Origin of the sequence: Sphingomonas flavalba, assembly GCF_047553045.1 — a bacterium.
GTDB classification, from domain to species: domain Bacteria; phylum Pseudomonadota; class Alphaproteobacteria; order Sphingomonadales; family Sphingomonadaceae; genus Sphingomonas_L; species Sphingomonas_L flavalba_A.
Genome location: NZ_CP180208.1, coordinates 876,901 through 903,477, shown reverse-complemented (window position 1 = coordinate 903,477; position 26,577 = coordinate 876,901). Strand labels below are relative to the sequence as shown.

At 63.8% G+C, this 26,577-nt stretch carries 23 protein-coding genes; 11 read left to right on the top strand and 12 right to left on the bottom strand.

Translation table 11 applies throughout. The features are described 5' to 3' along the window. Window positions 1-30: 30 nt before the first annotated feature. Together ACMT1E_RS04120 and ACMT1E_RS04115 are read left to right on the top strand one after the other, a co-directional pair. Window positions 31-1,452 (top strand): amidohydrolase family protein, encoded by a 1,422-nt coding sequence (locus tag ACMT1E_RS04120; RefSeq protein ID WP_414902420.1) that lies wholly within the window; start codon window positions 31-33, stop codon window positions 1,450-1,452. An 11-nt stretch (window positions 1,453-1,463) separates the two neighbouring features. Next, a complete protein-coding gene (locus tag ACMT1E_RS04115; protein ID WP_414902419.1) occupies window positions 1,464-3,095 on the top strand; it encodes an alkaline phosphatase D family protein in 1,632 nt (543 codons plus the stop codon). Window positions 3,096-3,182: 87 nt separating this feature from the next. Here ACMT1E_RS04115 and ACMT1E_RS04110 read toward each other — a convergent pair whose 3' ends face one another. The 7 genes from ACMT1E_RS04110 to ACMT1E_RS04080 all read right to left on the bottom strand — a co-directional run bounded on the left by ACMT1E_RS04110 (window position 3,183) and on the right by ACMT1E_RS04080 (window position 11,241). After that, window positions 3,183-4,739 carry a hydantoinase B/oxoprolinase family protein gene (locus ACMT1E_RS04110; protein ID WP_414902418.1) on the bottom strand — a complete coding sequence of 519 codons (1,557 nt, stop codon included), beginning with the start codon at window positions 4,737-4,739 and terminating at the stop codon, window positions 3,183-3,185. 16 nt (window positions 4,740-4,755) lie between these two features. Then, window positions 4,756-6,819, bottom strand: a complete 2,064-nt coding sequence (locus ACMT1E_RS04105; protein ID WP_414902417.1) for a hydantoinase/oxoprolinase family protein — start codon at window positions 6,817-6,819, stop codon at window positions 4,756-4,758. Next, window positions 6,816-7,589 carry an IclR family transcriptional regulator gene (locus tag ACMT1E_RS04100; protein ID WP_414902416.1) on the bottom strand — a complete coding sequence of 258 codons (774 nt, stop codon included), beginning with the start codon at window positions 7,587-7,589 and terminating at the stop codon, window positions 6,816-6,818. The genes ACMT1E_RS04105 and ACMT1E_RS04100 overlap by 4 nt, the downstream gene beginning before the upstream one ends. A gap of 82 nt (window positions 7,590-7,671) precedes the next feature. Then, the gene (locus ACMT1E_RS04095) at window positions 7,672-8,058 is read right to left on the bottom strand and encodes a cupin domain-containing protein (protein WP_414902415.1); all 387 of its coding nucleotides are present in this window, start codon (window positions 8,056-8,058) and stop codon (window positions 7,672-7,674) included. Window positions 8,059-8,227: 169 nt separating this feature from the next. Next, window positions 8,228-9,187, bottom strand: coding sequence for a helix-turn-helix domain-containing protein (locus tag ACMT1E_RS04090; RefSeq protein WP_414902414.1), 960 nt, complete (start codon window positions 9,185-9,187; stop codon window positions 8,228-8,230). 42 nt (window positions 9,188-9,229) lie between these two features. Next, window positions 9,230-10,054 (bottom strand): 4,5-DOPA dioxygenase extradiol, encoded by an 825-nt coding sequence (gene ygiD / locus ACMT1E_RS04085; protein ID WP_414902413.1) that lies wholly within the window; start codon window positions 10,052-10,054, stop codon window positions 9,230-9,232. Then, complete coding sequence (locus tag ACMT1E_RS04080; RefSeq protein WP_414902412.1) at window positions 10,054-11,241, bottom strand: aromatic ring-hydroxylating oxygenase subunit alpha; 1,188 nt, start codon at window positions 11,239-11,241, stop codon at window positions 10,054-10,056. The genes ygiD and ACMT1E_RS04080 overlap by 1 nt, the downstream gene beginning before the upstream one ends. A 257-nt stretch (window positions 11,242-11,498) precedes the next feature. Here ACMT1E_RS04080 and ACMT1E_RS04075 point away from each other — a divergent pair, with 257 nt between their 5' ends. Together ACMT1E_RS04075 and ACMT1E_RS04070 are read left to right on the top strand one after the other, a co-directional pair. Beyond that, a complete protein-coding gene (locus tag ACMT1E_RS04075) occupies window positions 11,499-12,350 on the top strand; it encodes a TauD/TfdA dioxygenase family protein (protein WP_414902411.1) in 852 nt (283 codons plus the stop codon). Between the two features lie 81 nt (window positions 12,351-12,431). After that, complete coding sequence (locus tag ACMT1E_RS04070) at window positions 12,432-13,286, top strand: oxidoreductase (protein WP_414902410.1); 855 nt, start codon at window positions 12,432-12,434, stop codon at window positions 13,284-13,286. A gap of 35 nt (window positions 13,287-13,321) precedes the next feature. Here the strand turns inward: ACMT1E_RS04070 and ACMT1E_RS04065 are convergent, their stop codons facing one another. Then, a complete protein-coding gene (locus ACMT1E_RS04065) occupies window positions 13,322-14,815 on the bottom strand; it encodes an AMP-binding protein (protein ID WP_414902409.1) in 1,494 nt (497 codons plus the stop codon). Between the two features lie 193 nt (window positions 14,816-15,008). On the opposite strand from ACMT1E_RS04065, the gene ACMT1E_RS04060 reads away from it, so the two are divergent. The 4 genes from ACMT1E_RS04060 (at window position 15,009) to ACMT1E_RS04045 (ending at window position 19,154) form a co-directional block, all read left to right on the top strand. Further along, complete coding sequence (locus ACMT1E_RS04060; RefSeq protein ID WP_414902408.1) at window positions 15,009-16,292, top strand: CynX/NimT family MFS transporter; 1,284 nt, start codon at window positions 15,009-15,011, stop codon at window positions 16,290-16,292. Then, window positions 16,289-17,059, top strand: a complete 771-nt coding sequence (locus ACMT1E_RS04055) for an HpcH/HpaI aldolase family protein (protein WP_414902407.1) — start codon at window positions 16,289-16,291, stop codon at window positions 17,057-17,059. Before ACMT1E_RS04060 ends, ACMT1E_RS04055 begins: the two co-directional genes overlap by 4 nt. A 190-nt stretch (window positions 17,060-17,249) precedes the next feature. Then, window positions 17,250-18,113 (top strand): mechanosensitive ion channel family protein, encoded by an 864-nt coding sequence (locus ACMT1E_RS04050; RefSeq protein ID WP_414902406.1) that lies wholly within the window; start codon window positions 17,250-17,252, stop codon window positions 18,111-18,113. A 129-nt stretch (window positions 18,114-18,242) separates the two neighbouring features. After that, a complete protein-coding gene (locus tag ACMT1E_RS04045; RefSeq protein ID WP_414902405.1) occupies window positions 18,243-19,154 on the top strand; it encodes a LysR family transcriptional regulator in 912 nt (303 codons plus the stop codon). 10 nt (window positions 19,155-19,164) lie between these two features. Here ACMT1E_RS04045 and ACMT1E_RS04040 read toward each other — a convergent pair whose 3' ends face one another. Further along, window positions 19,165-19,710, bottom strand: a complete 546-nt coding sequence (locus tag ACMT1E_RS04040) for a cytochrome b (protein WP_414902404.1) — start codon at window positions 19,708-19,710, stop codon at window positions 19,165-19,167. A 47-nt stretch (window positions 19,711-19,757) separates the two neighbouring features. Then, window positions 19,758-20,582 carry an alpha/beta hydrolase gene (locus ACMT1E_RS04035; RefSeq protein WP_414902403.1) on the bottom strand — a complete coding sequence of 275 codons (825 nt, stop codon included), beginning with the start codon at window positions 20,580-20,582 and terminating at the stop codon, window positions 19,758-19,760. 169 nt (window positions 20,583-20,751) lie between these two features. On the opposite strand from ACMT1E_RS04035, the gene ACMT1E_RS04030 reads away from it, so the two are divergent. Next, on the top strand, window positions 20,752-21,894 hold the full coding sequence (locus tag ACMT1E_RS04030) for an ABC transporter substrate-binding protein (RefSeq protein ID WP_414902402.1): 1,143 nt from the start codon (window positions 20,752-20,754) through the stop codon (window positions 21,892-21,894). A gap of 59 nt (window positions 21,895-21,953) precedes the next feature. Further along, window positions 21,954-23,399 carry a YncE family protein gene (locus ACMT1E_RS04025; RefSeq protein WP_414902401.1) on the top strand — a complete coding sequence of 482 codons (1,446 nt, stop codon included), beginning with the start codon at window positions 21,954-21,956 and terminating at the stop codon, window positions 23,397-23,399. Window positions 23,400-23,485: 86 nt separating this feature from the next. Here the strand turns inward: ACMT1E_RS04025 and ACMT1E_RS04020 are convergent, their stop codons facing one another. Together ACMT1E_RS04020 and ACMT1E_RS04015 are read right to left on the bottom strand one after the other, a co-directional pair. Continuing rightward, window positions 23,486-24,268 carry an ABC transporter ATP-binding protein gene (locus ACMT1E_RS04020; RefSeq protein ID WP_414902400.1) on the bottom strand — a complete coding sequence of 261 codons (783 nt, stop codon included), beginning with the start codon at window positions 24,266-24,268 and terminating at the stop codon, window positions 23,486-23,488. Further along, window positions 24,265-25,344, bottom strand: a complete 1,080-nt coding sequence (locus ACMT1E_RS04015) for a FecCD family ABC transporter permease (RefSeq protein WP_414902399.1) — start codon at window positions 25,342-25,344, stop codon at window positions 24,265-24,267. Before ACMT1E_RS04015 ends, ACMT1E_RS04020 begins: the two co-directional genes overlap by 4 nt. A 65-nt stretch (window positions 25,345-25,409) precedes the next feature. Here ACMT1E_RS04015 and ACMT1E_RS04010 point away from each other — a divergent pair, with 65 nt between their 5' ends. Next, window positions 25,410-26,576 carry an amidohydrolase gene (locus ACMT1E_RS04010; protein ID WP_414902398.1) on the top strand — a complete coding sequence of 389 codons (1,167 nt, stop codon included), beginning with the start codon at window positions 25,410-25,412 and terminating at the stop codon, window positions 26,574-26,576. The last annotated feature ends 1 nt before the right edge of the window (window position 26,577 follow it).

Genomic DNA, 26,577 nt, shown 5'->3' with positions numbered 1-26,577 from the left:
CGCATCGATGCGGGCAGGACGGGAACGGGCATGACCGACGGCAGGATCGATACGCTGCTGCATGGCGCGACGATTATCACCATGGACGCGGAACGGCGCATCCTGGTCGACGGCGCACTGGCCGTCGACGCCGGGCGGATCGTTGCGGTCGGCCCCACCGCGGAAGTGCGCGCGGCCCATCAGGCGCGCCGGACGATCGACGCCGGCGGCCGGATCATCACGCCGGGGCTGATCAACGCCCATGTCCACACCACCGGCGATCCGCTGACCCGCGGTTTCATGCCGGATACCGTCGACTACCGCACGCCGGACAATTTCCTGAAATGGGTACTGCCCCGCTATATGGAGCACGGCCCCGCCGACGAACATGTTTCGGCCAAGCTGTCGGCGTTGGAAATGCTCCGCTGCGGCATCACCTGCTTCGTAGAGGCCGGGACGATCCGCCATTTCGACGAAGCGGTCGCCGGGCTTGACGCACTTGGTATCCGCGCCCGCGTCGGCCCGTGGACGGAAGGCCGGTCAATGGACGGCAGCGGCGACCCCGTGGCGCTGGAGCGCGAGGCGATCGCCGGAATAGAGCGCGCGCTCGCCGCCTACCCGCCGGCGGACAAGGACCGTCGGATCGTCGCCTGGCCCATCCTGGTCGGCCACAACGCCAATTCGGACGGGGTATGGCAGGCGGCCAAGGCGCTGGCGGACACGCACGGTATCGGCCTCTCCGCCCATATGAGCCCCTATCGCAGCGATACGGACTGGTATCTGGCCAACTATAACCGCCGGCCTATCGAGCATCTCGCCGACCTCGGCGTTCTTGGCCCTAATCTGCTGCTCACCCACCTGACCCACCTGAGCGACAGCGAATGCGACCTGCTGGTCCAGTACGGTGTGAACGCGATCTTCTGCCCGCTGGCGTCGATTAAGGGTGCGTTCGACGTCGCCGGATCGGCCCGGCACCCGGAACTGGTAGCGCGCGGGGTGACGCTGCTGCTCGGCACGGACGGCTATGACCCGGACCTGATGCGCGCCCTGCCGCTGGCCGCCGGCATGTTCAAGATGCTGCGACAGGACAATGCGCTGTTCCCCTGCCACCAGATGCTCGAAATGGTGACGGTGGACGCCGCGCGCGCGCTGGGCCTTGCTGCGGAAATCGGGGCGCTTTCTGTCGGCATGCGCGCGGATTTCGTCTGCCACGACACCAACCGGCCGGAATTGCGGCCGCTGATCAACCCCGTGAACCAGCTCGTTTGGTCGGCTGACGGGCGCGGTGTCGACAGCGTCTGGGTGGACGGCGAATGCCTGATCGATGGCGGTCGCTCCACCCGCATCGACGAACAGGCACTGTACCGCGACGCGCATGCCGCCGGCACCGCGCTGATCAGGCGCGCCAATCTCCCACTGGAATCGCCCTGGCCGCTTATTGGCGCGGGCCCCACCGATACGCCCTTTCGCTGAGGAAATCCGCTATGTCCTTCACGATCGACCGCCGCCTGCTACTGAAAACCGCCAGCTACGGGCTGGGCGCGCTATCCCTGAATGGCGGCACACTGGCGATCGCCGGTATTTCCGACGCGCGCGGCTTCACCCACGGCGTCGCCAGCGGCGAACCCGCCGCCACATCCATTCTACTCTGGACCCGGCACGTCCCGGCAAGCGGCGATATCAGCCGGCTGGAAGTCCAGTTGTCCACCGATCCGGATTTCAACAAGATCGTCGGCGGTGGCGCGGCGCGAACCGGGGCGTTTCGCGATTGGACGGCGAAAATCACCGTCGACGGGCTAAAGCCCGGCACCCATTATTATTACCGCTTCATCGCTGCGGACGGGACGAAATCCGTGGTCGGCCAGACACGGACTCTGCCAGAGGGACGGGTCGACCAGTATCGGATCGCTATCTTCTCCTGCGCCAACATGCCCTATGGCTTTTTCAACGCCTATGGCCATGTCGCGGCACGCGACGACATCGACCTCGCGATCCATCTCGGCGATTATTATTACGAATACGGGCCTGGCACCTATCCCCCGCTGAAGGACGCAGTGCCCGGCCGCACATTGCCGGATACGGAGGCGATCCACCTCGTCGACTACCGCATCCGTCACGCCAGCTACCGCGCCGATCCGGACCTGCAGCGCCTGCATCAACGAATGGCGATGATCGCGCTGTGGGACGACCACGAGATCGCCAACAACAGTTGGGAAGGCGGTGGCGGCAGTGGAATGACCGGCGACGAATATGCCATGCGCAAGGCGGCGGCACTTCAGGCCTATCGCGAATGGATGCCGGTTTCCGACATGCCGTGGGAAAGCTACGATATCGGCGATCTCGCCAGCTTCCACCGCACGGAAACCCGCGTTCTGGCGCGTAGCCGCCCCCCCAGCATCTCCGCACTGCTGAAGCAGCCCGATCCCCTCGCCGCGCTGAAAGCGTTTCGCGATGGCCCCTGGCTCGATCCGGCGGCAACGGTGATGGGCAGCCAGCAGGAAAACTGGCTCGCCAGCCGGCTGAAGCAATCGGTTGCACGGCGCCAGCATTGGCAGATCGTCGGTAACGGCACGGTGATGGCGAGCAACGTCATGCCAGCCGACGCAGTCGACTGGGTCGCCGGATCGGGGTCGGACGGCAATCGCAAGTTCGTCGAAACGGCGGTCATGGCGACCAGCCTCGGCCTGCCGGTCAATTTCGACGCCTGGGGCGGCTATCCCGCCGCGCGGACGCGTTTCCTGCAAAGCGCACTTGCGGCGGACGCCAACCTTATCGTCATTGCGGGCGATACGCATAATGCCTGGGCTTATGATCTGGTCGAAAGCGGCACGAAGGTCGGCGTGGAATTCGCCACCCATAGCGTCACCTCGCCCGGCATGGAGGAAGCGACGCCCGGCTATGATCCCCTCAGGATCGCCGACAGCCTGGTGCGCGCATCGCCGACGCTCGAATGGTGCGACACCAGCAATCGCGGGTATATGACGCTCGACCTGACACCAAAGCGGGCTGTCAGCGAATGGCACTTCCTTCGGACGGTCACACAACCGAATCTGGCGCTGGCCGGGACGCACCGGCTCGCGGTCCGCAAGGGGCGCCGCGCTATCGAAACCGTCTGATCGCGGCACACGCCGCTACCGAATAAAAAATCGCCGGCTCTTGGGGAAGAGCCGGCGACAGGTTTTCGCGGGGTTATGGGCTTGCGCTTATGCCGCCTCGGGCACCCCGATACCGCCGCCGCCCGGCGTGATCATCGTCACCTGATCGTCGGCTGCCATCAGGATCTTGCGGGCCTCGTCGGCTTCCTTGCCGTTGATCTGGAACGATCCTCGTGCCCCAGACTCGCCACCGTTCAGCCCTTCCGCCGACAGGCGCAGGCGGCTGGGAATGGCATTCAGCAACCATTCTTGGTTCGACCGCATCCGGAAACCGATGCGCTGGCCGTCGCCACCGTTCTGCTGGCCACGCCCGCCCGATCCGCGCACCAGTTCCTTGGTGGTGAAGGCGATCGGGATCGATGCTTCCAACACCTCGATCGCCACGGCGGCGACGCCGGTGGGATAACAGGTGGCCGACAAACCCGGCTTGCTGGCGCGCGCGCCGGTGCCGCCGGAATAGTTGAACATCGAACTGACGAAAGGCACGCCTTCCTTGTCCTTGCCCTGCACCTGCACGGTCCACACCGCGCCGGATCCTTCCGCCATCACCCGTTCCGGCAGGATCGGCGCCAGCGCCTTCAGGATTGGGAACGGCACGTACATTCCAACCACATGGCGCGCGTTGACCGGCGACGGGTACTGCGCGTTGATGATGCAGTTGTCCGGCGACTTCACCCGAATGGGGGCAAGGCTACCGGCGTTGTTCGGCAGGTCGGGGTTCAACACGCTGCGGATCGCGAAACTGCTATAGGCGTGGGTGTAGGCGGTCACCACGTTGATGCCACTCTTGCTGGGCGGCGAGCTGCCTTCGAAATCGATGATGATGTCGCCCGCATCGGTGTCGATCGTTACTGCCGTCTTCAGCGTGATAACTTCGCCACCGGGGACGTCGAACGAGGTTTCGCCGTGGAACGTCCCGCCCGGAAGTTTGCGGATCTCATCGCGGGTCGCCTGCTCGGAACGCTGGATAACCTCGTTGGAAAGCTCGTCGATATTGTCCAGCCCGTAACGGTCGCACATCAGGTTGAGCCGCTCGCCGCCGATCTTGCCGCTGGAGACCTGCGCGGCCAGATCGCCGAAGATCGCGTCGGGCGTGCGGACGTTGCGGCGGATGATATCGTGGAGCGTCTGGTTCGGCCGGCCCGCCTCGTAGAGCTTCATGACCGGAATCCACAGGCCTTCCTCATGGATGTCGCGCGCGCCTGCGCCAACGCCATAGCCGCCGATATCGGTATGGTGGATGGTCGACCCACAATAGCCGATCAGCGTCTCGCCCCGGAAGATCGGGGTGAGCACGGTGATGTCGAAGAAGTGCCCGGCCGACAACCAGGGGTCGTTGGTGATCAGCACGTCACCCGGCACCAGATCTTCCGGCGGGATGACCTTGATCAGGTTGCGCGCGGCGGAACCGAGCGAGTTGATGTGCCCGGGCGTACCGGTGATCGCCTGCGCGACCATCCGCGCGTCGGCGTCAAACAGCGCGGTCGCCAGGTCGCCCGCCTCGCGGACGATCGGGCTGAACGCAGTGCGCTGGAGCGCGCGCGCCTGCTCGCTGACGATGCTGATCATGTTGCTCCACATGATTTCCAGTTGAATGCCGTCCATCTGACTACCCTTTTCCTTAATTTCTGGACGCGATCAGGCTGCCGCTCGCGTCGATCGAGAGAGTCCATCCCGGCAGGATGAATGCGGTGGTTTCGCGTTCCTCGACGATGACCGGGCCAGCCACTTCCTGGCTAAGCGCCAGCGCGCGACGATCGAAGACGGGGACGTCCATGTAGCGATCGCCGATGAACACCTTGCGATGCTTCTTGGGCGCGCCCGGCGTTTCGGCCAGGGTAACGGCGACGTCACGCTCGGACGTGCCGCCCTGCGCGGTTACCCTCCAGTTGACGATCTCAACATCCATGTCGTCCAGCCGCACGCCGTACAACGTCTCGTAATCCCGCTCGAAAGCGGCACGCAGCGCGGCGACATCGCAGGTATCGCGCGGATCTTCGTTGAACAGCACCGTGACCTGGTTCTGCTGCCCCAGGTAACGCATATCGGCGGACAGGGTGAAATGGGTCGCTTCGTCCGGCACACCGGCCTCACGCGTCGCCTGCCGCCCCTCGACGATCATCGCCTCGGCGATGGCATCGACCGCGGCCCAGTCAATCGCGGTCAGCCGCATCAGGCTGGACCGCACGATGTCGAGGCGAACCGGCGTCACCAGCGTGCCGAAGGCACTCAGCACGCTCGCCATCGGCGGATAGATCACCTGCGAGCTACCGACCTGTTCCGCAACATAACAGGCATGCACCGGACCGGCGCCACCGAAGGCGAGCATCGGCAAGCCACGATAGTTGACGCCGCGATCGGTGGCGTGCGCGCGCGCAGCCGACGCCATCGATTCTCCGACCACGCTGAAAATGCCGTAAGCGGCTTCCTCAAGCGAAACGCCCAGCCCGTCGGCCAGTTTCTGGATGGCCGCCCGCGACTTGTCGATCGCCAGCTTCATGTCGCCGCCCAGGAAATTGTCGGCGTCCAGAATGCCGAGCACCAGATCGGCGTCGGTCACGCAAGCCTGGGCGCCGCCCCGGTCGTAGCAGGCCGGCCCAGGGTTGGAACCGGCGCTGTCCGGGCCGACCTTCAACAGGCCGAGTTCATCGATGCGCGCAATCGATCCGCCACCGGCGCCGATCTCGATCATGTCGATCGACGGCACCGCAACCGGCATGCCACTGCCTGGCTTGAACAGATACTGGCGATCGACCTCAAACTCGCCGACGACGAGCGGCTGGCCTCCCTGGATCAGACAGGCCTTGGCCGTCGTCCCGCCCATGTCGAACGAGATCATCGTGTCGATGCCGTGGCGGCGGGCGATATGCCCGGCAACCAGTGCGCCTGCGGCCGGACCGGATTCGATCATGCGGACCGGATATTTGGCCGCGGTGCGAATGCCCAGCACGCCGCCATTGGACAGCATGATGAACGGATCGCGCGTCGCCCCGCCCTCACGCAGTTTTTCCGCCAGCGAATTGAAGTAGGGAGTAATGATCGGCACCGCATAGGCGTTGATTGCCGCCGTGCTGGAGCGTTCATATTCGCGCATCTGCGGCGCGACGTCGCTCGACAGCGTGATCAGCAGATCCGGCGCTGCGGCCTGCAGATAATCCCGCACCTTCTGCTCGTTGGCGGGGTTCGCGTAGCTGTTGAGCAAAGCGACGGCCACCGCTTCAATGCCAGCCTTGCGGAATTCGACGGCGAGCGCCTCGATGTCTTCCGCCTTCACCTCGGCGCCGATGCTGCCGTCGGCGAAGGTACGCTCCTCGACGCTCCAGGTGTGCTCACGCGGGATGAGGGGCGGCGCGTATTCGATCAGCGGATCGAACATGTCATAGCGATGCTCGTCGCGAATGTAGAGCACGTCAGCGAAACCGGCGGTGGTAACCAGCGCAACCGGCGGCCCCTTGCGCTCGATCAGTACATTAGTGACGACAGTAGTCGCATGAACGATGACGTCGTCGATCTGGGAAAGGGTTATGCCCGCCTGCGCCAACGCGGAATCGGCAGCGCGAAAAAAACCTTCAAGAAGATTGTGATGGGTGGTGAGGGTCTTGTCCGTCCACCCTTTGCCATCACTTCGAATCAACACGACATCGGTGAACGTGCCCCCGATATCGACAGCCAGAGCGTGTTTCATGTCTTGGTTTCGCCTTTCCTGTAACCGAGTTGTTCCGAAAGCTTGCGCGACGCGGAAACCAGCGCCTCGATCATCGTCGCCGGCGGATCGTCCGGCAGCGTCTGGGTGGAGCCGACAACCGCGATGGTGCCGGCGAGCGCGCCCAGCCCGTCGAACACGGGCGCGGCGAGTGCATTGACGCCCAGCAAAACTTCCTGCGCGGACAGCGCCCAGCCCTGAACGCGAACCCGATCCAGCTCAGCGCGCAACCGCGCTGCATCGATCATCTTGCCGTCCGCCGTTTGCAGTTGCGTCCGCGCGCCAACCTGCCCCTCCAGCAGCGCTGGGGAGAAGGCCATCGCCACCTTGCCCTGCGCGGAGGTCAGGAAATCGAACAGGCTGCCCGGCGGCGTGCTGATTTCAATCGCGGAGCGGTATTCCAGTATGTCGAGGATACGGATGCCGTCCTGCTCGACCTGGCTAACGCTGACCGACAGCTTCACCGCTTCCGCCAGCTCCGGCATGACCCGGCGGGCGGCGCTCAGCAAATCGACGCTGTCCGCAATCGCGCGCCCGATATGGAACAGCCGCGGCGTCAGCGAATACCGGTCAGTGCCGGGGTCCTGCGCGACATAGCCCAGTTCGACCAGGGTGCGCAGATGCCGGAAGACCAGCGGCTTGCCCGCGTTTAACATCCGCGCCACTTCGCTCACCCCCAATGGCGTGCCGGCGGCCGCCATGTGTTCGATGACGGCAAAGGATGTCGCGACTGCGTTGATGGTGACTGACATGGGGCCTCCGTCCTTGTCCACGCGGGATGCGCGGATCGGACCGGCTTATCGGTTCATCGGATGTTGCAAAAGGCGCGCGCCATCATTCGAACGCCGCCGCCTGATAAGCGACCAGATGCCGGTAATCATCGCGGATCGGCGAAAAGACGTCGAGGTTGAACACCGTTTCGTCACCCAGCGGCTCACCGTAATGCAGCGCATCCGGCGGAATGCGGAGCAACCCGCCAGGCCCCAGGTCAAACGCTTCGCCTTCGATATGAAAGCGCATCCGCCCTTTCACGACATAGACCAACTGCTCGCACGGGTGACTGTGCGGCCGGGTTTCCATGCCCGGTTCCAGCCAGTTCATCACCATCAGCACATTGTCGCCGCGAAAACCCGCACGCGACACACCGGGGCGAACATGCTCACGCTCAAGCTCATCCCAGTTGAAAACCTGTACCTGGTCGGTGGGTCCGGGGCCTGCCATCGTCCTGTCCTCGCCTAACTCATGTTTCTCTGTGCGAAACATCGTATCTTTCAACGAAACAAATACCAAGATTGACACCCGTGGTCAAGCAACGAACGGGTTTGTGCAGCCAATCGCGGCCAAACGCAGATTACGGTGGAGGATCAGGCGGGACGTCCCCGCCCGGCGGTCAATCGACCGCGTCGCTCAGCGCCTGACGGCGGAAGTCGCGGGGCGGCACGCCGTATTGCGCCTTGAAGGTCCGGCTGAAGTGCGCCGACCCGTTGAAACCCCAGCGAAAGCAGATTTCCGTCACCGACATGTTGACATAGACCGGGCTGACCAGATCGGCGCGGCACCGCTCCAGCCGCCGCGTCCGCACATAATTGCTGAATGTCTGACCCGATTGGGCAAACAGGTTCTGCAGATAGCGCAGCGACGTGCCATGCGCCGCCGCGACTTTGGACGGTGTCAGTTCCGGGTCGGCCAGCATGGTTTCGATCGTCTGGCAGATGCTATGAAGATTGGCGGCGCGCGCATTCGCTTCGCAGCCAATCAGCGGGCTTGCCCCTCGCCCGGTCAGGCAGGTGAGCAGGAACTCCGTCAACGACAGCTCGATCGGGCGCAATTGGGTTGCGTCCAGATCGTCGATCGACGCGGCCAATGCCGACAGCATCCGCGCGAAGACGTGGTTGATCCCCCCCTGCCCCGGCAGATAGCCGAGTGGTAGCGACAGCGGCGCGACCAGCCGCGCGCTGAGCGCGACATGCGGCACCTTGATGAAAAGCTGCGTGAACGGTGTCGTGAACAACAGCCGGGCCGGAATGCCCGTTGGCCCGAACAGCAGGTCGTCCGGCGCCAGGTCGATACGACGCTCTCCGTCGATCATCGATGCCTTGCCGTCCACCAGAAGCGACAACCAGATACCCGGCTGTTGGGCGGGGTAGCTGCCCGATATCTCCTGCGGTGTCGCTTCCACACGGGCCACCTCTATACCCAGCGGCGAGACTAGGCACGACACCCGGCCATTGAACCGGGCGGGGTCGGTGACTGACGAAACCGGCAGCTTCAGCCGTTCCATCGCCGCCTGCCAGGCGGCGTGCCGCTCGGCGGGAGCAATCTGCTCGGTGGAGAACGTCCAGCTCCGCACGCCCCATCCCTTCATCATCATCCGGCAAAGCCGCCACAGCCATTACGCTGCGTCGGCTTCCTCCAGAATCAAGCTGGTCATTCCCAGCGATGAAAAGACGATATAATCGGAAAGAAACGTAACACGATCCTTTTCGGTGCGGGCGCCCAGCACGTACAGCAGCGGCCAGTAATGATCCTCGGACGGGACGGACAGCCGGGCGTCGTCGCTCAGCCGCCGAATATCGAACAGGCCTTCGGGCGTGTCGTCGGTGATCTGCTGCTTCACATAGTCGTTGAAACGCACGGCCCACGGATAGGGCTGGGCCGCGTTGTTCCATTGCAGCACGCCCAGATTATGGACGATGTTGCCGCTGCCGGCGATCAATACTCCCTCATCGCGCAGCGGGATCAGCCGTTGCGCCAGCGCATGGTGCCAGGCTTCCGGCCGGCGCGCATCAAGGCTCAGCTGCACCACCGGGACATCGGCATCGGGATAGGCCTTGGTCAGCACCGACCAGGCGCCATGATCCAGCCCCCACTGGGTATCGAGCGTTACCGGTTCCGGCGCCAGCAGCGCGCGCACCCGCTCGGCCAGTTCCGGGCTGCCCGGCGCGGGGTAATTCTGGTCGAACAGCGGCGACGGCAGCGACCGACCGAAATCATGGATGGTCGGCGGCGACGCCATCGCCGTCACCCGCACCCCCGGCGTACACCAGTGCGCCGATACGCACAGGATCGCCTTCGGCTTGCCGATGCGCTTCGCCATCGCCGCCCAGGTGCGGGTTGCGTCATTGTCCTCAAGCACATTGGTCGGGCTGCCGTGACCGAAAAAGGCCACGGGCATCCGCCGCGCCGCTGCGTCGACAGGAGAATCGCCGATCGTCATCAGCCGCGCCCGGCCTTCCAGCGCTTCCAGGTCTCCTGATAGCGCGGGACCAGCCAGCTGTTGAACGACTGCTGCGCCCCTTCCTGCCAGGAATAGCGGCCACGGATCGCATGGCGCGAACGCAGGCCCAGCTGGACCATTTCGTCAACGTGGAAGTCCTGCGCGATGATGGTCTCGGACGCCATCCAGTTCATCTGCAGCTTATGTTCATAGGCGGGGTCCTTGGTCGCGCCCGGCGCAACAAGCAAGCCGGTATCCATGGTGTGATGTTCCGGCCCTTCGGCACGGATGATCAGATAGATCACCATGTCGCTCATCATCACCAGCGACAACGTCGGCGGGATGTTGACGAAGGTCATCCGGTTCCGCTCGTCCTCGGTCAGTTCCGGGAAGACAGGCAGAAGCGCGCGCTGGGTGGCATTGAAGCTGGCGTCCTTATGCAGTGTGCCGTTTGTCCGGTAATAACCTGCGGTGTTTTCCGGCAGTTCCGGGAAAACCGCCTGGCCGCTCGGCACGAAATCATGCAGCGGCCCCTGGTGCAGCCGGCTGGCATGATAGCCGTCATTGTTGTTTTCCAGCATGACCTTCCAGTTCCACGGATGGCGCGCGCCAGGTTCCGGGCGCGGCCCCTCCGCACTGGCAAGGTCATAATTGGCGATGATATCCGACAGGGCGGACAGGCGCGGCGCGAGCGGCGGCGCATCGGCATCGAAATTGATAAAAATGAAACCGTGCCAGATTTCCACCTGGAAGGTTGGCAGGGCAATATCCTTGCGGTTGAAATTGCAGGTCTTGCCCATCGCGGGCGCATTCACCAGCGCACCGTCCAGGCCATAGGTCCAGTGGTGATAGGGGCAAACGAAAGCGCGTGCATTCCCCGCCCCTTCAGCGACCAGCATCGCACGGTGCTGGCATACCGAGGACATCGCCCGCAACACACCGTCAAGCCCACGGGCGACGACGATCGGCTCGTCGATGATGGTCGTGGTAAAATAGTCGCCGGGCGCCTTTACCCAGTCTTCACGACCGACGCACAGCCATTCGTGATTGAACAGCGCTTCCTTTTCGAATTCGTAGAATTCGGCGTCGGTGTAGCATTCCGGGGCCAGCGTGACCGCCTCCTCCACCGACAGCGCGGACGACGCCATCGCGTCGAAGAAGGCATCATTCATGATCGAGCGACTCATTACCGCTTTCCTCTCCCGAAGTTTCTCTCGTTCGCAACCGAATGCGGGCCAGCCGAAACCGGCCCGCCTTTCTCCGGAACGCTAGGTTCGCCAAAAGCGGATGGCTTGCTTGTAGGTGCACGCCGACTTATCGCCGCCCACAGCCGCCGGGCGACGGGCCTGCAACAACAAATGGCCGTGCGTTCCCGTGCAAGACTTGGCGCGCGCAACCCCGCAGTTCGGACGGCATCTTCAAAGGCAATGGGACGGATGCTGTCATGGGGAACGTAATCGAGCTCGACATCCACACGCTCGGCAAGGGCTTCGGCGCGGAAGCGCGGGGCGTCGATCTGGCGAATGCCGACGAAGCGACCCTCGACGCGCTGGTCAATGCGTTCGAACATCACGGCGCGCTGCTGCTGCGCGGGCAGGACCTGCAGCCGGCGGATCTGATGCGCTATCTGAGCAAGTTCGGCACGCCCGAGGAGCATACGCTCAAGGAATACACGCTACCGGATTATCCGAACATCTACATCCTTTCGAACCGCGAGGTGAATGGTCGCAAGGGTTCGCATTACGACGGCGTGGGCTGGCACACCGACTATTCCTACAAGGAAGAACCGGTGAAGTGCACGATGCTCTACGCGGTGGAGGTGCCGACCGGTGGCGGTGACACACTGCTCGCCGACCTGTGCGCCGCCTACGACGCGCTGCCGAAGGAAAAGCAGCAGCAACTCGACACGCTGCAGCTGCACCACAGCTACAAGTATTTCATGGAAAACCGCGAATTCGGCCGGATGAAGCTGACCCCGGAACTGGAAGCGGAAAATCCGGACGTGTTCCACCCGCTGATCCGCACCCACCCGGCCGACGGCCGCAAGGCGCTGTGGGTGAGCACCGGCACGGTGCGCGGCATCGTCGGGATGGAAAAGGCCGAGGCCGACGCCCTGATCGACGAACTGATCGAGTTCGCGACCCAGGAACAGTTCGTCTATCGCCACAAATGGGAGGTCGGCGACGTGCTGGTGTGGGACAACCGCTGCACGCTGCACACCGGCACCAAATATGACGACGCGAACAGCTACCGCGTCGCCTATCGGCTCTGGGCGAAGGGCGACAAGCCCTTCTGAACCAGTACACCTACGACCCGATGCGATCCGGCTCCCCGGCGGGGGCCGGATCGTTGCGTTTCCCGAATAGAGAGGATCGGCATGCCCAGAACCTGGTTTATCACCGGTGTCAGCAGCGGTTTCGGTAGGGCGATAGCGGACGCGGCGCTGGCGCGTGGCGACCGAGTGTTCGGCACCGTCCGCAAGGAAGCGGACCGGATTGCGTTCGAAGCGATCGCGCCGGGCCGGGCGACCGGCATGATCCTGGATGTGCGCGACGATGCGGCGGTGCGGCAGGTGGTCGACGCCGCCGCTGCGGATAGCGGCATCGACGTGCTGGTCAACAACGCCGGCTACTGCCTTGTCGGCTCGGTCGAAGAAGCAGGCGTCGACGAACTGCGCGCCCAGATGGACGTCAACTTCTTTGGCGCGGTGTCCGTTTTGCAAGCGGTTCTGCCGCATATGCGGGCACGGCGTTCCGGCCACATCTTCAACATCACCTCGGTCAGCGGCCTTGCTGCCTGGATGGGGATCGGCTTCTACTGTGCGTCCAAACATGCGCTCGAAGCGATTGGCAAGGCGCTGGCGCAGGAGGTTTCGGGCCTCGGCATCCATGTCACCAATGTCGAGCCGGGTGCGTTCCGCACCGGGTTCAACCGATCCGGCGCCCTGTCCCGCGCGGCAAACGTGATTGACGATTACGCACCGACATCCGGCCTTGCGTGGGACATCCTCAGCCAATCCGCCGGCAAGGAAGCGGGCAACCCGGCGCTGGCGGCCCGCGCGATCCTGACCGTGCTCGACGCGGAGCACCCGCCGCTGCATCTGCTACTCGGGTCGGACGCCGTATTCTACGCTGGTCGCGAGCAGGCCACGCTGGCGGCGGAAACGGCGCGCTGGATGCCGATTACCATGGCCGTCAACCACGCCGACGCGCCGCCGGCCGTCCACGACTGACGACAGCGCACGGGCCTATCGTCGACCGCAGCCGCTCAGGCCGACGCGGCGACCAGTTCGGCGTCGATCCGGCGCAGATCGGTCTTCAACACCTTGCCGTAGCTGTTCTTCGGCAGGCTTGTGACAAAGTGGTAGTGGCGCGGCCGCTTGAAGCGGGCGATGTGCTGCTGGCACAACGCGTCGAGCGCGGAGGCGTCCACATCGGCGCCAACCACGAAAGCAACCACCTCCTCGCCCCATTCCTCGTTCTGCCGGCCAATCACCGCGACTTCCGATATGGCCGGGTGAGTGAGCAGGATCTCCTCGATCTCACGCGGATAGATGTTGGTGCCGCCTGATATGATCAGGTCCTTCGACCGGTCCTTCAAGGTCAGGAAACCGTCCTCGTCGAACACCCCAAAGTCGCCGGTGTGAAGCCAGCCATCCCGAATCGCGTCCTCCGTCGCCTTGGAGTCGCGCCAGTATCCGCGCATCACACTGTCGCCGCGTACCGCCACCTCGCCCACTTCGCCCGGCGCCGTCGGCGCGCCCGCCTCGTCGACGGTCCGCACCTCGACCGCACTTTGCGCTACGCCTACAGAGGCCAGTCGCGCACGCCATTGTGGGTGATCGCTCTGCGCATGATGCCGGGCGTTCAACGCGGTGATCGTCATCGGCGTTTCGCCTTGACCGTAAAGCTGGGTCAACTTCGGCCCGAACCGCTCCAGCCCGGCAAGACAGTGTTCAAGATACATCGGGCCGCCGCCATAGATGATCGCTTTCAGGTTCCGCGTGTCGCGTTCCCCACCGTCATCGAGCAGGCGCTTCACCATTGTTGGCGCGGCGAAGAACACCAGGCCGGGCCACGCTTCGATCAGTCGATAGACCTCGTCCACATCAAAGCCGCCGCTTTCCGGAATGACATTGCAGCTCGCCTGCATGACATGGGGCAGCGCATATAGCCCGGACCCATGGCTCATCGGCGCGGCATGCAGAATAGCGGACCAGGGGGAAACCGGATCGACATCGGTGAAATAGCAGAAACACATCGCCAACAGGTTACGGTGGGTCAGCGTCGCGCCCTTCGGCCGGCCGGTAGTGCCGCTGGTATAGAAAATCCACGCATCGTCATCCGGCAACCGCGGTTCCAGCGCCACTTCCGGCCCGTCGAGCAGCGGCAGGTACGCCTCGCCGCCAATCGTGACCCATTGCACCGCCTCGCCTGCCTCCGCGCCGCCCAACCCCTCGCTGACAAAGCACAGCTTCATTTCCGAGTTCTCCGCAATGAAGCGGACCTCGCCCGGATGCAGTTTGGCGTTGATCGGAACCACAATCAGCCCGGCGTGCCAGCAAGCGTAAAGGATCTCGAGATACTCGACGCAGTTCTTGGCCAGAATGCCGACCCTGTCGCCCGGCACCAGGCCGTGGCGCCCGCGCAGTGCGCCCGCCAGCGTCGCGACACGGCGCGCAATCGTGGCATAATCGTATATAATACGATCATGGACGGCGACAGCCGCCGCTCCGGGAAAGGCAAGACCCGCTCGACGCATGAAGACTGCTATATTCATCCCGATCCTCTCCTCGTCCGCATGCGCCCGTGGAAGGGGATCGCACGTTTACGCGAACGCCATTGACGTCCTTTAGCAAAGCCCATAGCGTATCTCTAGTTAGAATAGCGTTTCTTCAGACGAAACGATTTCATATGCCCGGACTGGCTTTTACCAGTGCATGGGGGAGGATTGCATGAGTATCGACACGGAAAATCCCGCGTTTTTCAGGCAACGCTGGGCGTTGTTTGCGGTGATCAGTCTGTTCTTTTTCCTGATCACGGCGGCGACGTTCAGTTCACTGGGCATCGTCCTTCCCTTCATGATCGACGATCTGGGCTGGACCCGGCTGGAAGCGGGAACCGGTTTCTCGCTGCTGGCGCTGATGGTCGGCATCGCTGCGCCGGTGCCGGCCTATCTGCTGCGCAAGATCGGGCCGAAGGGCACCTATCTGATCGGCGGCGGCCTGGTAATTCTTGGCACGGTGCTGCTGGCGACAACACAGTCGCTGATGCAATACTATCTGGGCGCTTCGATCCTGGGCTTTGGTTACGGCCTGTGCGCGTCGGTCCCGGCGATCTACCTGATCACCACCTGGTTTCCGGACCGGGCGGGCCTCATCATCGGCACCTATATGACGATCGGCGCGACGGGCGGTATCGCCGCCCCCTTCATCGTCACCACTGCGATCGGATCGCTGGGAGGCTGGCCCGCCCACTGGTGGGCACTGGCGGCGGCGATGCTGGGCCTGTGCGTACTCGCGGCGATTACCATTCGCTCGGCACCGCCCACCCTTCCCGACAGCGTTCAGGCCATGGCCAAGGCGCAACAAAATGCCGGGTCGGACGGTCGGGTGCACCGCTCGCAGCAAGAGTGGACGTTCAAGCAAGTCATCCGCACCCCGCAATATTACATCATCGTCTTCTCGCTGACGCTGATCCTGCTGTGCAGCGTAACGATGAACAGCTGGGCCTTCACCCACATGATGGCGCTGGGCGTGACGACGACGATGGCGGCGGCGGTGCTGAGCGCGCAGGCAGTGGTCAACGCCCTGTCCCGAGTCATCGGCGGCACGCTTGCCAACCACATCGACCCCAAATGGCTTCTGGTTTCCGCGTTGGCCGCCGACGTGGTCGGCATGGCGGCGCTGTCCTATGCCGATCATCCGATCGGCCTGTGGCTGTTCGCAATCGGTGACGGCTACGGCTTCGGCATGTGCTACTTCGCGACCACCATGCTGCTGGTCAATTACTTCGGCGCGAAGGTGAACCCGGAAATCCTCGGCGCGATGAACTTCATCACCACGCTCGCGATGATCGGGCCGGCGCTGGCCGGGATGATGAGCGAATCGCTGGGCGGATTCGTCTGGGTGTTCCGCGGCTGCGCGCTGTTGCTGCTGCTGTTCGTGGTCGTCGTCATCGCCATGCGGCCGCCGCGCCGGGCGGAGGGTGACGACGACACGCAGGCGGTAGCGGCATGACCGCCGCGCCCGCCCGATCGCCCGGCACATTGCGCGCCCGGATGAAAGGGCGGGCGCGCCTGCGCGGCACCTTCGTCAAGATCCCCCACCCTCAGGTGGTCGAGATACTGGGCGGCACGCCGATTGATTTCATAGTGCTGGATGCCGAGCACGCCGCCTTTGACATCCAGACGATCGATGCCTGCGTCCTTGCGGCACGCGCTTGGGCGCTTCCGGTGCTGGTGCGTGTGCCGACGATCGACAGCCCGCTGATCGGCGCCGTGTTGGACATGGGCGCCGCCGGCATTTTCCTGCCCCATGTCGCAACCGTCGCCGACGCCCGACGCGGCATCGCCGCCGCGCTTTACCATGGCGGTACGCGAGGACTGACCGGGTCCGCGCGGTCCGGAGCTTATGGCGGAATGCCCGATCTTTCCACCTATGCCCATGCCGCCGACGAAGAAGTCGTCATCGTCGCCCAATTGGAGGACGCCGCCGCGATCGACGGGATCGACGCCTTGCTCGGCGTTGAGCGGATCGACGGTTTCTTCATCGGCGCGGCGGATCTCAGCCTGTCGCTCGCCAATCGCGGCGATGGCCCGGAAGCCCTGCCAAAGGCGGTGACACATCTGGCGACCGCCGTCTCCAGCGCCAATCGCGCGCTCGGCGCCTATGTCGATCGCATAGACCAATTGCCCGCGCGCGAAGCAGCCGGATACAGCTTCCTCACCGCCGCATCCGACCAGGCGATGCTCCGCGCGGCAGCGTCAACAATTTCCAGCGCCTGATCCCCACGCCACACCCGCCGCACAAGCATCTTATCGTCGCCCCCAGAATCGGCTGGCAGCGCGGCAAAATGGCGACACACGGCGCCACAGCTACTCACAGCCATTGACGGCGGTTCCAGGTGTGGATGGGCGCGCGCATACTTAACGACGCCAGGTGCCATGCGGCCGCGAATGAGGCATAGCTACAGCCATGATACCTGAAATCTTAAGAGAACATCTGCTCCAGTCCGGCGTTTGGGCGTCAGCAGCTCTGCTGGCCGCCCTTTTCACCATCCGTTTTCTGGTCGGCCGCGCCTTGAAACGAGGCGAGGGCTTTCCGCCGCTGGTCGTGCGTCGCTGGACCGCCAGCCTACGCAACGTACTGATCCTTATCGCGATTGTGGGCCTGGTGATGATCTGGGCGCCGCAACTCCGCACCTTTGCGCTGTCGCTCACCGCCTTCGCCGTGGCCTCGGTCATCGCGATGAAGGAACTGATCATGTGCTTTTCCGGCTCGGCGCTGCGCACCCTGTCACGCGCCTATTCGGTGGGCGACTATATTGAGATCGGCGGCAAGCGCGGCGAGGTGATGGACTTCAACCTGCTGGTCACCCGCCTTCGGGAGTTCGAGAAACAGGATGGGTCGTTCAACCGCACCGGAACGGAGATCATCGTTCCGCACAGCCTGCTGCTCAGTACGCCGGTGCGCGTGGAAGGGCACGCCGGCAGGCGTGTTCGCCATGTCTTCACCATGACATTCGAGCCGGACGCCAACCTGTTCGCCGCCCGTGGCGAGATCGAGGAAGCCGCCCTCGCAGCTTACACCGGTATCGCCGCAGGCGATTCAAAACGACAACCTCGCGCGTCGACTGGACTCGAAACGCAAAGCAACCCCCTCCCTGCCCTCACCGTTAGCGCCCGCACGAGCGACATCGGCAAGTATCGGCTTGAAATCGCTTTCTACAGCAAACCTGAACTCGTTGACGAAGTCGAACGAGCCATCGCCAGCGGCATTGGCGACCGCGTGCACAATCTCCGCACCGAAAACAAAAACGCCGGGAGAAAAGAAAGCTGAACACCCCTGCCCAACCACAGGAAGCGCGTGGAGGAGAGTTGAAGACAGTGCGCAAGCAGACTAGCCAATGACAATTGTTCTTACCTCCTAGGAGCCGCGGCCATTCGCCTCGCCGGTCTCGATCTCAATTTGCTGCTCACTCTGTCTGTCCTGCTGCAAACCCGCAGCGTGACCGGCACCGCGCGCAAACTGGGCGTCAGCCAACCAGCGGTCAGCCGATCGCTTACACAGCTACGTATCGCCTTTCAGGACCCTCTTCTGATCCGGACCAACCGCGGAATGGACCTGACCAGCCGGGGCGAGGAACTGGTCGCGCCGGTTCAGAACTGGCTGGCCACCACGAGTTTGCTGTTCACATCCAGCCGGTTCGATCCGGCCAAGCTGCAACGTACGTTCCGCATCGCATCGACCGATCACGGGGTCCTTTCGGTCATCGCACCGGCTCTCAGGGAGCTTCAACAACTTGCCCCTGAGGCTGTATTGGAGGTGTCCGCCTTCAGTGACACGATGAACGCGAAACTGGCGTCAGGCGAACTGGACCTGATCGTGACAGGCATCGAACCCGATTTCAGCGCCACCTATGGCCGCCATCTTTTCGAGGAAAGCTGCAGCTGTGTGATGCGCGCGGGCCATCCCGCTTTGGCGGGCCATGATGACGGCGCGATGGCAATCGACAACTTTCTGCAATGGCCACACATCAGCGTGACGGTCAGCGAGTATGGCCCCGATCCCGTCAGCGCCATGTTGAACGACCATGCCGCCTACCGAAAGGTCAGAGCCAGGCTGCCCTATTTCCAGATTTCTCCCTTCATGTTGCTGGATTCCGACGCGGTCGTCACCCTACCGACCCAGACGGCCCATACATTCGCGGCCGACGAGCGATTTGCGGTAATCCCCGCGCCGGTTGAGATCGGCCGGTTCAACTATTGGGTTCTGTGGCACGAACGCAGCCGCCGCGATCCGGCCACCATGTGGCTGGTCGATGTTATTGCCGACGCCTGCACCGCCTCGCAGCCGGAGGCAGTTCAGCGGACGCCCTAAGGTCCTGCCGCTAAACTGTGCGACCGATCATGCGCGCCATCATTCCGTCTCGCCACCAGAAACGGTGCACCAACGCCATTGCGACATGGCCAAGGATCAGCGCCGCCAAACCCCATGCCAACGTACCATGAAGCATATTGGCCGGAGCAACCATCCACGCGATCTCCTCGCCGGTTGCTTCGCGCAGTCTCATCCCAAAAAACTGCACCGGCTTCCCGTTTCCGAAAGCGCGCAGAACCGCAAGAGCCGGAACCACCAGCATCAGCGTATAAAGCGCGACATGGCCTGCCTTTGCCAGCGCGCCGATCAGACCGCGCTGATAGGGCGGTCGCGCGCGCCTCTGCCGAAAGGCCCAGCTTGCTCGGATGAGCAGCAGCACAAGCAACAGCAGGCCGATCGACGCGTGGGTGCCCACCCAGAATGCCATCAGCGGCACGCGGCCCAATATCTGTTTCAGCACCATTCCGCCGATTTGCCACAAAAGCAGGACAGCCATCGCCCAATGCAGCAAGCGGGTTACGGTGCCATAATGATCGGCGCTATCCCTCGTCGTCATTCCCAGCTCCTGTTTCGTATTGGAACGACCGGTCTCTCAACCAGTCATCAGAAAGTTGACGCCAGCCGAAGCGCGTGCGGCATTGCCGTCGACACGATCGATGCATGGTCCTCTCGCGCCATCGCCATGAAATCTACATGGTCTGGCTCCGATGTCCGGCGCAATATCTCTTCCAGTTCGCGCGCATTCGCGATCATCCGCCGTGCCTGCCGGCGCGCGCGCAGCTCTTCGCTGCCCGCCTTCCCCACCTGCCAGGGCGGCAGCGCTTCTTCCCACTCGCCAACCGCCATGAACAACCGGCGGCCCTGCCGCGCGGGGACAGACGCAGCGTTGAACAGAAGGTCGCGATCCCACCAGATCGAAGGACTGATCGCGACATAGCCGCGAAAGGCAGCCGGGTGATGGAACAGCGTCCAAAGCGCGAAATAGCCCGCCAGTGAATGGCCGAACAATGTCCGCCGATCGCGGTCGAGCACGACGCGATCGCACACCGCGTTCATCACCTGGCCATTCAGGAATGACAGAAAATCTGCGGCCTCGCCGCCACTTCCATCCACCTTGCCCGACCCTTTTGCGGAGGGTGTGAAATCACGACCGCGCCGCACCGCATCATAAGGATCCCCGACGATCGATAGTCCGACGACCGCCATGGGCGACACCCCAGTGGCGTCAGACCGCCGGCTCATGCGATGCAACGCCTCGACGCAGGTGCCAAAGCAACCCGCTGCGTCAAGCAACCAGATGGACGGCCATCCTGCGGCAGGCGCCACACCTGAGGGAGCCGCGACATCCAGCCGATAAGCGCCATACCCGACCCCATCCCGGTCGAGATACAGGCGCTCGGTCGCGGGAAGCGTGAACGGTTCGCTCATCAACAGATTCCTAGTCAGGCCGCACCGACCGAACAACATAATCAATCGGCATAGTCGTTATCCAAAATCGACATATTTGATGCTCTTTACAATCATTATCAATTAGTGACATGCAATCTGGACCAATCAAGCTTCTGGATAGGGCATAGCAATTTTCCGCAACAGCCTCATGCATCGCGGGCGCCAGAAAACACTGGCCGCCGCCATTCTGCTTGTGTGTGCGGCAGCCTTTGGCCTGTCAGCCTGCGGCTCGGGGGCGGATACGCCTGCGGTTGTAGACAGCGGGCAGCTCAAGGATGTCCGGGGCCGCCCGATCACTCTCTCCGCACCGGCAAAGCGCATTGCGATCGACGACAGCCGCTATCTCGTTGCGCTTGGCCTGCTGCACCCCGATCCGGTGTCATTGCTGAGCGCATGGCCACAGGACATCAACCGGCTGGGCGACGAAACTTATAAGCAGCTCCTGGCAAAATCCCCGCAACTGGGGCGATTAACCAAAATAGCCAGTTCGGCAGGCAGCTTCGACGTGGAAGCGTTGCTTGCCGCAAATCCCGACGTCGCCGTCCTGTCGCTGGAAAGCGGCGTCACCGACGCCCAGATCCAACAGGTCGAAAAAGCGGGTGTCCCGGTGGTGATCGTCGACTTCTTCGTTAAGCCGTTCGAAAATCTCGAACAAAGCCTGTTGATCCTCGGCAAGCTGACCGGGCGGGACGATCAGGCGAAAGCCTTCGTCGCCTTCCGCGCGGAACGGATGAAACGCATTGCCGACCGCGTTCGCACCCTGCCGGACGACAAGCGCCCTTCCCTGTTTCTGGAGGCTCATGCCGGGATGAGCGCGGATTGCTGCAACGCGCCGGGGCGCGGCAATATCGGCGATTATCTGCAGTTCGTCGGCGGACATAATATCGGCGCAGACGTCATCAACCAGCCGTTTGGCAAGCTGAACCTCGAATATGTCATCTCGCGTGATCCCACCGTCTATATCGCGACCGGCGGACCGCATCTGGCCAAGGCGGGCGGGCTGGTGCTCGGCGCGGGCTACAGTGAAGCGGAGGCCGCCGCCTCGCTCAGGAAGATCGCGTCACGCCAGGGCATAGCCAGCCTGGCGGCGGTAAAAACCGGCCGCACCCACGGCTTTTCGCATCAATTGATTAACTCCCCGCTCGACATCGTAGCGATCGAAGCCTTCGCGAAATGGACACACCCCGCCCTTTTCGCGGATGTCGACCCCGCCGCTACACTGGCGGAGATCAACCAGCGCTTCCTCTCCATACCCTATCAGGGCGTTTACTGGGTCGACCTGCCCAAATGACACCACGGCGCCGTGGGCGCCGTCACTTCATTGCTTTCGCTCAACAGGAGAATTTGACCATGGCTTCCCGTTTTCACGTCCTGCGTCGGACCGGCCTCGCGCTTCTGACCGCGGGTTCGCTGTTCGCCGCCGGCGCCGCAAGCGGGCAGACCGCTTTCGGTCCGCTCGACAGCACGTCGGAAACGCGGGTCAGTTTCGCCGGTGCAGAACGAGGAACGCCCATTCAGGCGGGCGGCGACGCCAATGTTTCGGGTCAGGGTTTCCGCCCTGGTCAACACGTGACCTTGCTGCACGGATCAACGCCGCTTCCCGGCGCGACTCTGACGGCGGATGCAGAAGGCAAGATCACCGGCAAGCTGACGATTCCGGCAGACGCCGTCCCCGGCGTGCACCCCATCGTCGTGGTCGCACAGGCGCCTTATGCCGCCACTATCGCGGAACTAAAGGTTTCGCCGACCATCCCGCTGTCCGGCCAGCAGAATTACGAGATCACGCGCGCTCAGCCCGTTCGCGGCCTCTATCAGGCCGCCTACAGCGCAAAGAACAACAGCCTGTTCGTCACCGCTGCAATCGGCCGCCCCCCCGTGCGGGATTCAGAGATCGTGAAGCTGAACGCCGACACGCTGGCCGTTCTTGCGCGCGTGACGCCGCAGGCGGCGCCCGAGCCGAAGCGCGGCCCCGCACCGGCCGGATCACCGGCGCCCGCGTCCGTTGATCCGCGCCCCGGCGTTTTTGCCGTATACGGCGTTGGCGTGGACGACAGCAAGGATACCGTGTGGGTCACGAACACCCGACAGAACGCGGTTGCAGTCTATCGCCAGTCGGATTTGTCGCTGGTGAAGCAGTTCGAGCCCGGAACGGTCCCGCACGCCCGCGACATCGTCATCGATCAGACTCTGGGCAAAGCCTACGCTTCGCCCGTCGGCGCGCCGCGGATCTTCGTGTTCGACACGGCGAAATTGGCAATCGACAAGCCGGTGGAGATACGCTCGCTGCGCCGGGGCGCAGAGTTTTCACCCGCCAGCCTGTCGCTCGATGCCGCCGCGCACAAACTTTACACTGTTAGCATGAGCACCAGCGAGGTGGCGGTTATCGACACCCGCACCAACGCGGTGGAAAAAGTCCTGGCGGTTCCCGGCACGAAAAGCCCCATCGGGGTCGCCCATGACCCGGTTACCGGCCGCATCTTCGTCGCCGCGCAGGGGAGCGACAATCTGGTCGTTCTCGACAAGGATGGCACGGTGATCGCCGACACGCCGATCGGCGCGGGCGCTCTCAATGTACTGTTCGATCCGGTGAAGCGCCTCGCCTACGTCAGCAATCGCGGTGCGGGCACCGTCGCCGTCACCGACGAGGATGGCAAGATCGTCGCCAACCTCGGCCCCGCCCCCCTCGCCAACCATGCGGCTTCGGGCAAAAATGGCGTCGTCTATGTCGTCGACAAATCGTCGGGCGCGACCGACGGAGGGCTCGATTCGGTTTTGCGCATTCGTCCCAAGAAATAACGGGAACGGGGCCGGGTTTTAGCGCCACGTCGTGGCGCTCCTTCCCGGCCCCGCCATCCGCACCCCACATGGGCAAGCGTTGCCCGTTACAATATGTCGTCTATGGCGATCCGTACGCCGTCGGGCGTGATATCGACGCGCGCCGCCACCTTATAGACGTCGGCTAGCGCCGCCGCAGTGATCGCGTCCTGCGGCGTTCCGTCTGCGATCAGCCTGCCATCGGCCAGCAGCACGACCCGATCCGACCAGCGCACCGCGATGGCAAGGTCGTGCAACACCATGACAACGATCATTCTGCTTTCCGCCGCCAGTTCGCGCACCAGCTTCATCACACGAAGCTGGTAATACAGATCGAGCGCGCTGATCGGCTCGTCCAGCAACAGCACACGGGGCTGGCGCACCAGCGCCTGCGCGAGTGACGCAAGCTGGCGCTGTCCCCCGGACAAATGGCTGAGTTCGGTCATGGCCAGATGCCCGATGCCGACCCTTTCGATCACACTCAGCGCCCTGTCGGCGACGTCCCGTTCCGGCACCAGCTGACCGCCCGGCGCAGACGCGCGCATCGCGCCAATCACCCCTTCAAGCACGGTCAGCGCCACGCGCTGCGGCAGGCTTTGCGGCATATAGGTGACAAGGCGTGCATGATCGGCAAGCGACAGCGACAGCAGACCCCGCTCGCCGAGCCGCACCGAACCCGTTGCCGGATGCAGGCCGGCCAGCGCCCGCAGCAATGTGGTCTTCCCCGCCGCATTTGGGCCGAGCAGCGACAGTACCGTTCCCGGACTGACTGGCGCGAGGTCCAACCGGTTCACCACCACGCGCCGCCCATATCCGGCGGTCAGTCCGCTGATTGCCAGTGCGTCCGTCATACGCGTTCGGGCCGGCGCAATATCAGAATCAGAAACACCGGCACACCGATCATAGAGGTGACGATGCCGACCGGCAGCACGATGCCGGGCACCATCAACTTGCTGGCGACCGACGCCAGCGACATGATGAGCGCGCCGGTCAACAGCGATGCGGGAAGCAGGAAACGATGATCCTCGCCCACCATCAGCCGGGCGATATGCGGCCCCACCAGACCAATGAAGCCGATGGTTCCCACGAAAGCGACCGCGGTCGCCGCCAGCGCGCTGATGCGTAGCAGCGACGCCAATCGCAGCCGCGCGACGTCGATCCCGAAACTACGGGCCCGGTCCTCGCCCAGCCGCAGCGCAGTCATCGCATTGGCCGCCCGCATCGAAAAGGGCAGCACCAGCGCGACGACCACTGCAAGCACCGCCAGATTGCCCCATGTCGCGCGGCCCAGCGACCCCATCGACCAGAAAACGAGCTGCGACAGCGCCTCCTGTGAGGCGACGAACTGGATCAGCGCGACCAGCGCATTGAAGGTAAAGACCAGCGCGATCCCGAACAGCACCACGCCTTCCACCCCTGCCGCACGACTGCGCGCCAGCGCTTCGAGCAGCAATACTGAAAGAAAGGCGCAGAGAAACGCATTGATCGGAACCATCCAGTCGGCGCTCACGAACGGCAGACTGAGCCCAAGCACGATTGCCAGCGCCGCGCCGAAAGAAGCGGCCGACGAAACGCCGAGCGTGAACGGGCTGGCAAGCGGGTTGTTGAGGATCGTCTGCATCTCCGCCCCCGCCAGCGACAGCGCGGCACCGACCAGGATCGCCATCAGCGCATAGGGTAAGCGGACATCGCGGATGATCGTCACCTGCGGGGTGGTCAGTCGCTCCGGCGAGAACAGCCCCGCCCACACATCGCGCAGTGGCAACGCCGACGGCCCGGTGGAAATGTCGAGGGCAAAGGCGAGCAGGCACAGCAGGCCCAGCCCGGCGACGATCAGCGAACGGCGCATCATGGCGCGGCGATAGGCAAGCAGGGCCGCGGCGCGGCCGGGGCCTGCTCCGCGATCGGAAACGGCCTCGGCGGTCATGCTGCTTGCGCCCTCATCACCGCTTCGCCATGGCTGAGCGCACTGCGAATGGAAAGGTCTCCCCGTTGAAACTGATCGAGCCGCTTGTCGCCCTCACCCGCGAAATGACCGAATGGCGCCGTGACTTTCACCGCCATCCTGAGCTGGCCTTTGAAGAAGCGCGTACCGCGGGTCTTGTTGCCGAACGGCTGCGCGCCTTTGGGTTGGCCCCGGTAACGGGCATCGGCGGAACCGGTGTCGTCGCGGTAATCGAAGGCAAAGAAGCCGGCCCGGCGATCGCGCTGCGCGCCGACATGGATGCGCTGCCGATGTCCGACGAAAGCGGTCGCGACTGGCATTCGCACACCGGCGGCGTCGCCCATGCCTGCGGCCATGACGGGCATACCGCCGCCTTGTTGGGCGTGGCGCAGCACCTGTCGCAAAATCCGCCCGCGCGGGGCCGCGTCGTCCTGATCTTTCAGCCGGCGGAGGAAAATGGCCTGGGCGCGCGGGCGATGATCGACGACGGATTGCTGACCCGCTTTCCGTTCGACGAGGTTTACGCCTTTCACAACATGCCGTTGCTTGCGCCCGGCACTGCGGGCATCCGCACCGGGTCCACGCTCAACGGCTATGTGATCTGGGAAATCGCCATCGCAGGCGTCGGGGGCCATGGCGCGGCTTTTTTCAAGGCGACCGATCCGCTGCAGGCCGCCGCCCGCCTTGCCACTGAAATATCCTCCATCGTCGGGCGCTATCTCGATCCGGCTGAATCCGGCCTCATCACCGTCTGCGCCCTCAATGCCGGAAGCTCGCACAACATCATCCCGGCCAGCGCGACGCTCAGCGGCACGCTGCGCGCCCTGAAGCCGGAAGTCATGGAACTGCTCTATACACGGCTGGAGGCCGCCTGTGCGGGCGTTGCGGCGATGACCGGGTGCACGATTTCCTGCTCGCGGCTGGCCGAAGTGCCGCCCTGCGTGAACGCGGAAGAAGGCGCCAACCGCGCCGTCGCTGCGGCAACAGAGGTACTCGGGGCAGAGCAGGTCATTCGCGATCATGCCCCTTTCCCCTTCACCGATGATTTCGCCCTGCTGCTTCAGGCCGCGCCCGGCGCATATCTGTTCCTCGGGCAGGACAGCGCAATGTGCCACAACCCCGCCTATGACTTCGACGACGCGCTTTTGCCCGTCGCAGGTAGCATTTTCGTCACACTCGTGCATCAGCGGCTGGGCGAGGGGCGCTTGGGCTGAT

Coding starts and splice junctions, on each gene's coding strand:
- ACMT1E_RS04120 (WP_414902420.1), top strand. CDS start 31: ATGACCGACGGCAGGATCGATACGCTGCTGCATGGCGCGACGATTATC.
- ACMT1E_RS04115 (WP_414902419.1), top strand. CDS start 1,464: ATGTCCTTCACGATCGACCGCCGCCTGCTACTGAAAACCGCCAGCTAC.
- ACMT1E_RS04110 (WP_414902418.1), bottom strand. CDS start 4,739: ATGGACGGCATTCAACTGGAAATCATGTGGAGCAACATGATCAGCATC.
- ACMT1E_RS04105 (WP_414902417.1), bottom strand. CDS start 6,819: ATGAAACACGCTCTGGCTGTCGATATCGGGGGCACGTTCACCGATGTC.
- ACMT1E_RS04100 (WP_414902416.1), bottom strand. CDS start 7,589: ATGTCAGTCACCATCAACGCAGTCGCGACATCCTTTGCCGTCATCGAA.
- ACMT1E_RS04095 (WP_414902415.1), bottom strand. CDS start 8,058: ATGGCAGGCCCCGGACCCACCGACCAGGTACAGGTTTTCAACTGGGAT.
- ygiD (WP_414902413.1), bottom strand. CDS start 10,054: ATGACGATCGGCGATTCTCCTGTCGACGCAGCGGCGCGGCGGATGCCC.
- ACMT1E_RS04080 (WP_414902412.1), bottom strand. CDS start 11,241: ATGAGTCGCTCGATCATGAATGATGCCTTCTTCGACGCGATGGCGTCG.
- ACMT1E_RS04075 (WP_414902411.1), top strand. CDS start 11,499: ATGGGGAACGTAATCGAGCTCGACATCCACACGCTCGGCAAGGGCTTC.
- ACMT1E_RS04070 (WP_414902410.1), top strand. CDS start 12,432: ATGCCCAGAACCTGGTTTATCACCGGTGTCAGCAGCGGTTTCGGTAGG.
- ACMT1E_RS04065 (WP_414902409.1), bottom strand. CDS start 14,815: ATGCGTCGAGCGGGTCTTGCCTTTCCCGGAGCGGCGGCTGTCGCCGTC.
- ACMT1E_RS04060 (WP_414902408.1), top strand. CDS start 15,009: ATGAGTATCGACACGGAAAATCCCGCGTTTTTCAGGCAACGCTGGGCG.
- ACMT1E_RS04055 (WP_414902407.1), top strand. CDS start 16,289: ATGACCGCCGCGCCCGCCCGATCGCCCGGCACATTGCGCGCCCGGATG.
- ACMT1E_RS04050 (WP_414902406.1), top strand. CDS start 17,250: ATGATACCTGAAATCTTAAGAGAACATCTGCTCCAGTCCGGCGTTTGG.
- ACMT1E_RS04040 (WP_414902404.1), bottom strand. CDS start 19,710: ATGACGACGAGGGATAGCGCCGATCATTATGGCACCGTAACCCGCTTG.
- ACMT1E_RS04035 (WP_414902403.1), bottom strand. CDS start 20,582: ATGAGCGAACCGTTCACGCTTCCCGCGACCGAGCGCCTGTATCTCGAC.
- ACMT1E_RS04030 (WP_414902402.1), top strand. CDS start 20,752: ATGCATCGCGGGCGCCAGAAAACACTGGCCGCCGCCATTCTGCTTGTG.
- ACMT1E_RS04025 (WP_414902401.1), top strand. CDS start 21,954: ATGGCTTCCCGTTTTCACGTCCTGCGTCGGACCGGCCTCGCGCTTCTG.
- ACMT1E_RS04020 (WP_414902400.1), bottom strand. CDS start 24,268: ATGACGGACGCACTGGCAATCAGCGGACTGACCGCCGGATATGGGCGG.
- ACMT1E_RS04015 (WP_414902399.1), bottom strand. CDS start 25,344: ATGACCGCCGAGGCCGTTTCCGATCGCGGAGCAGGCCCCGGCCGCGCC.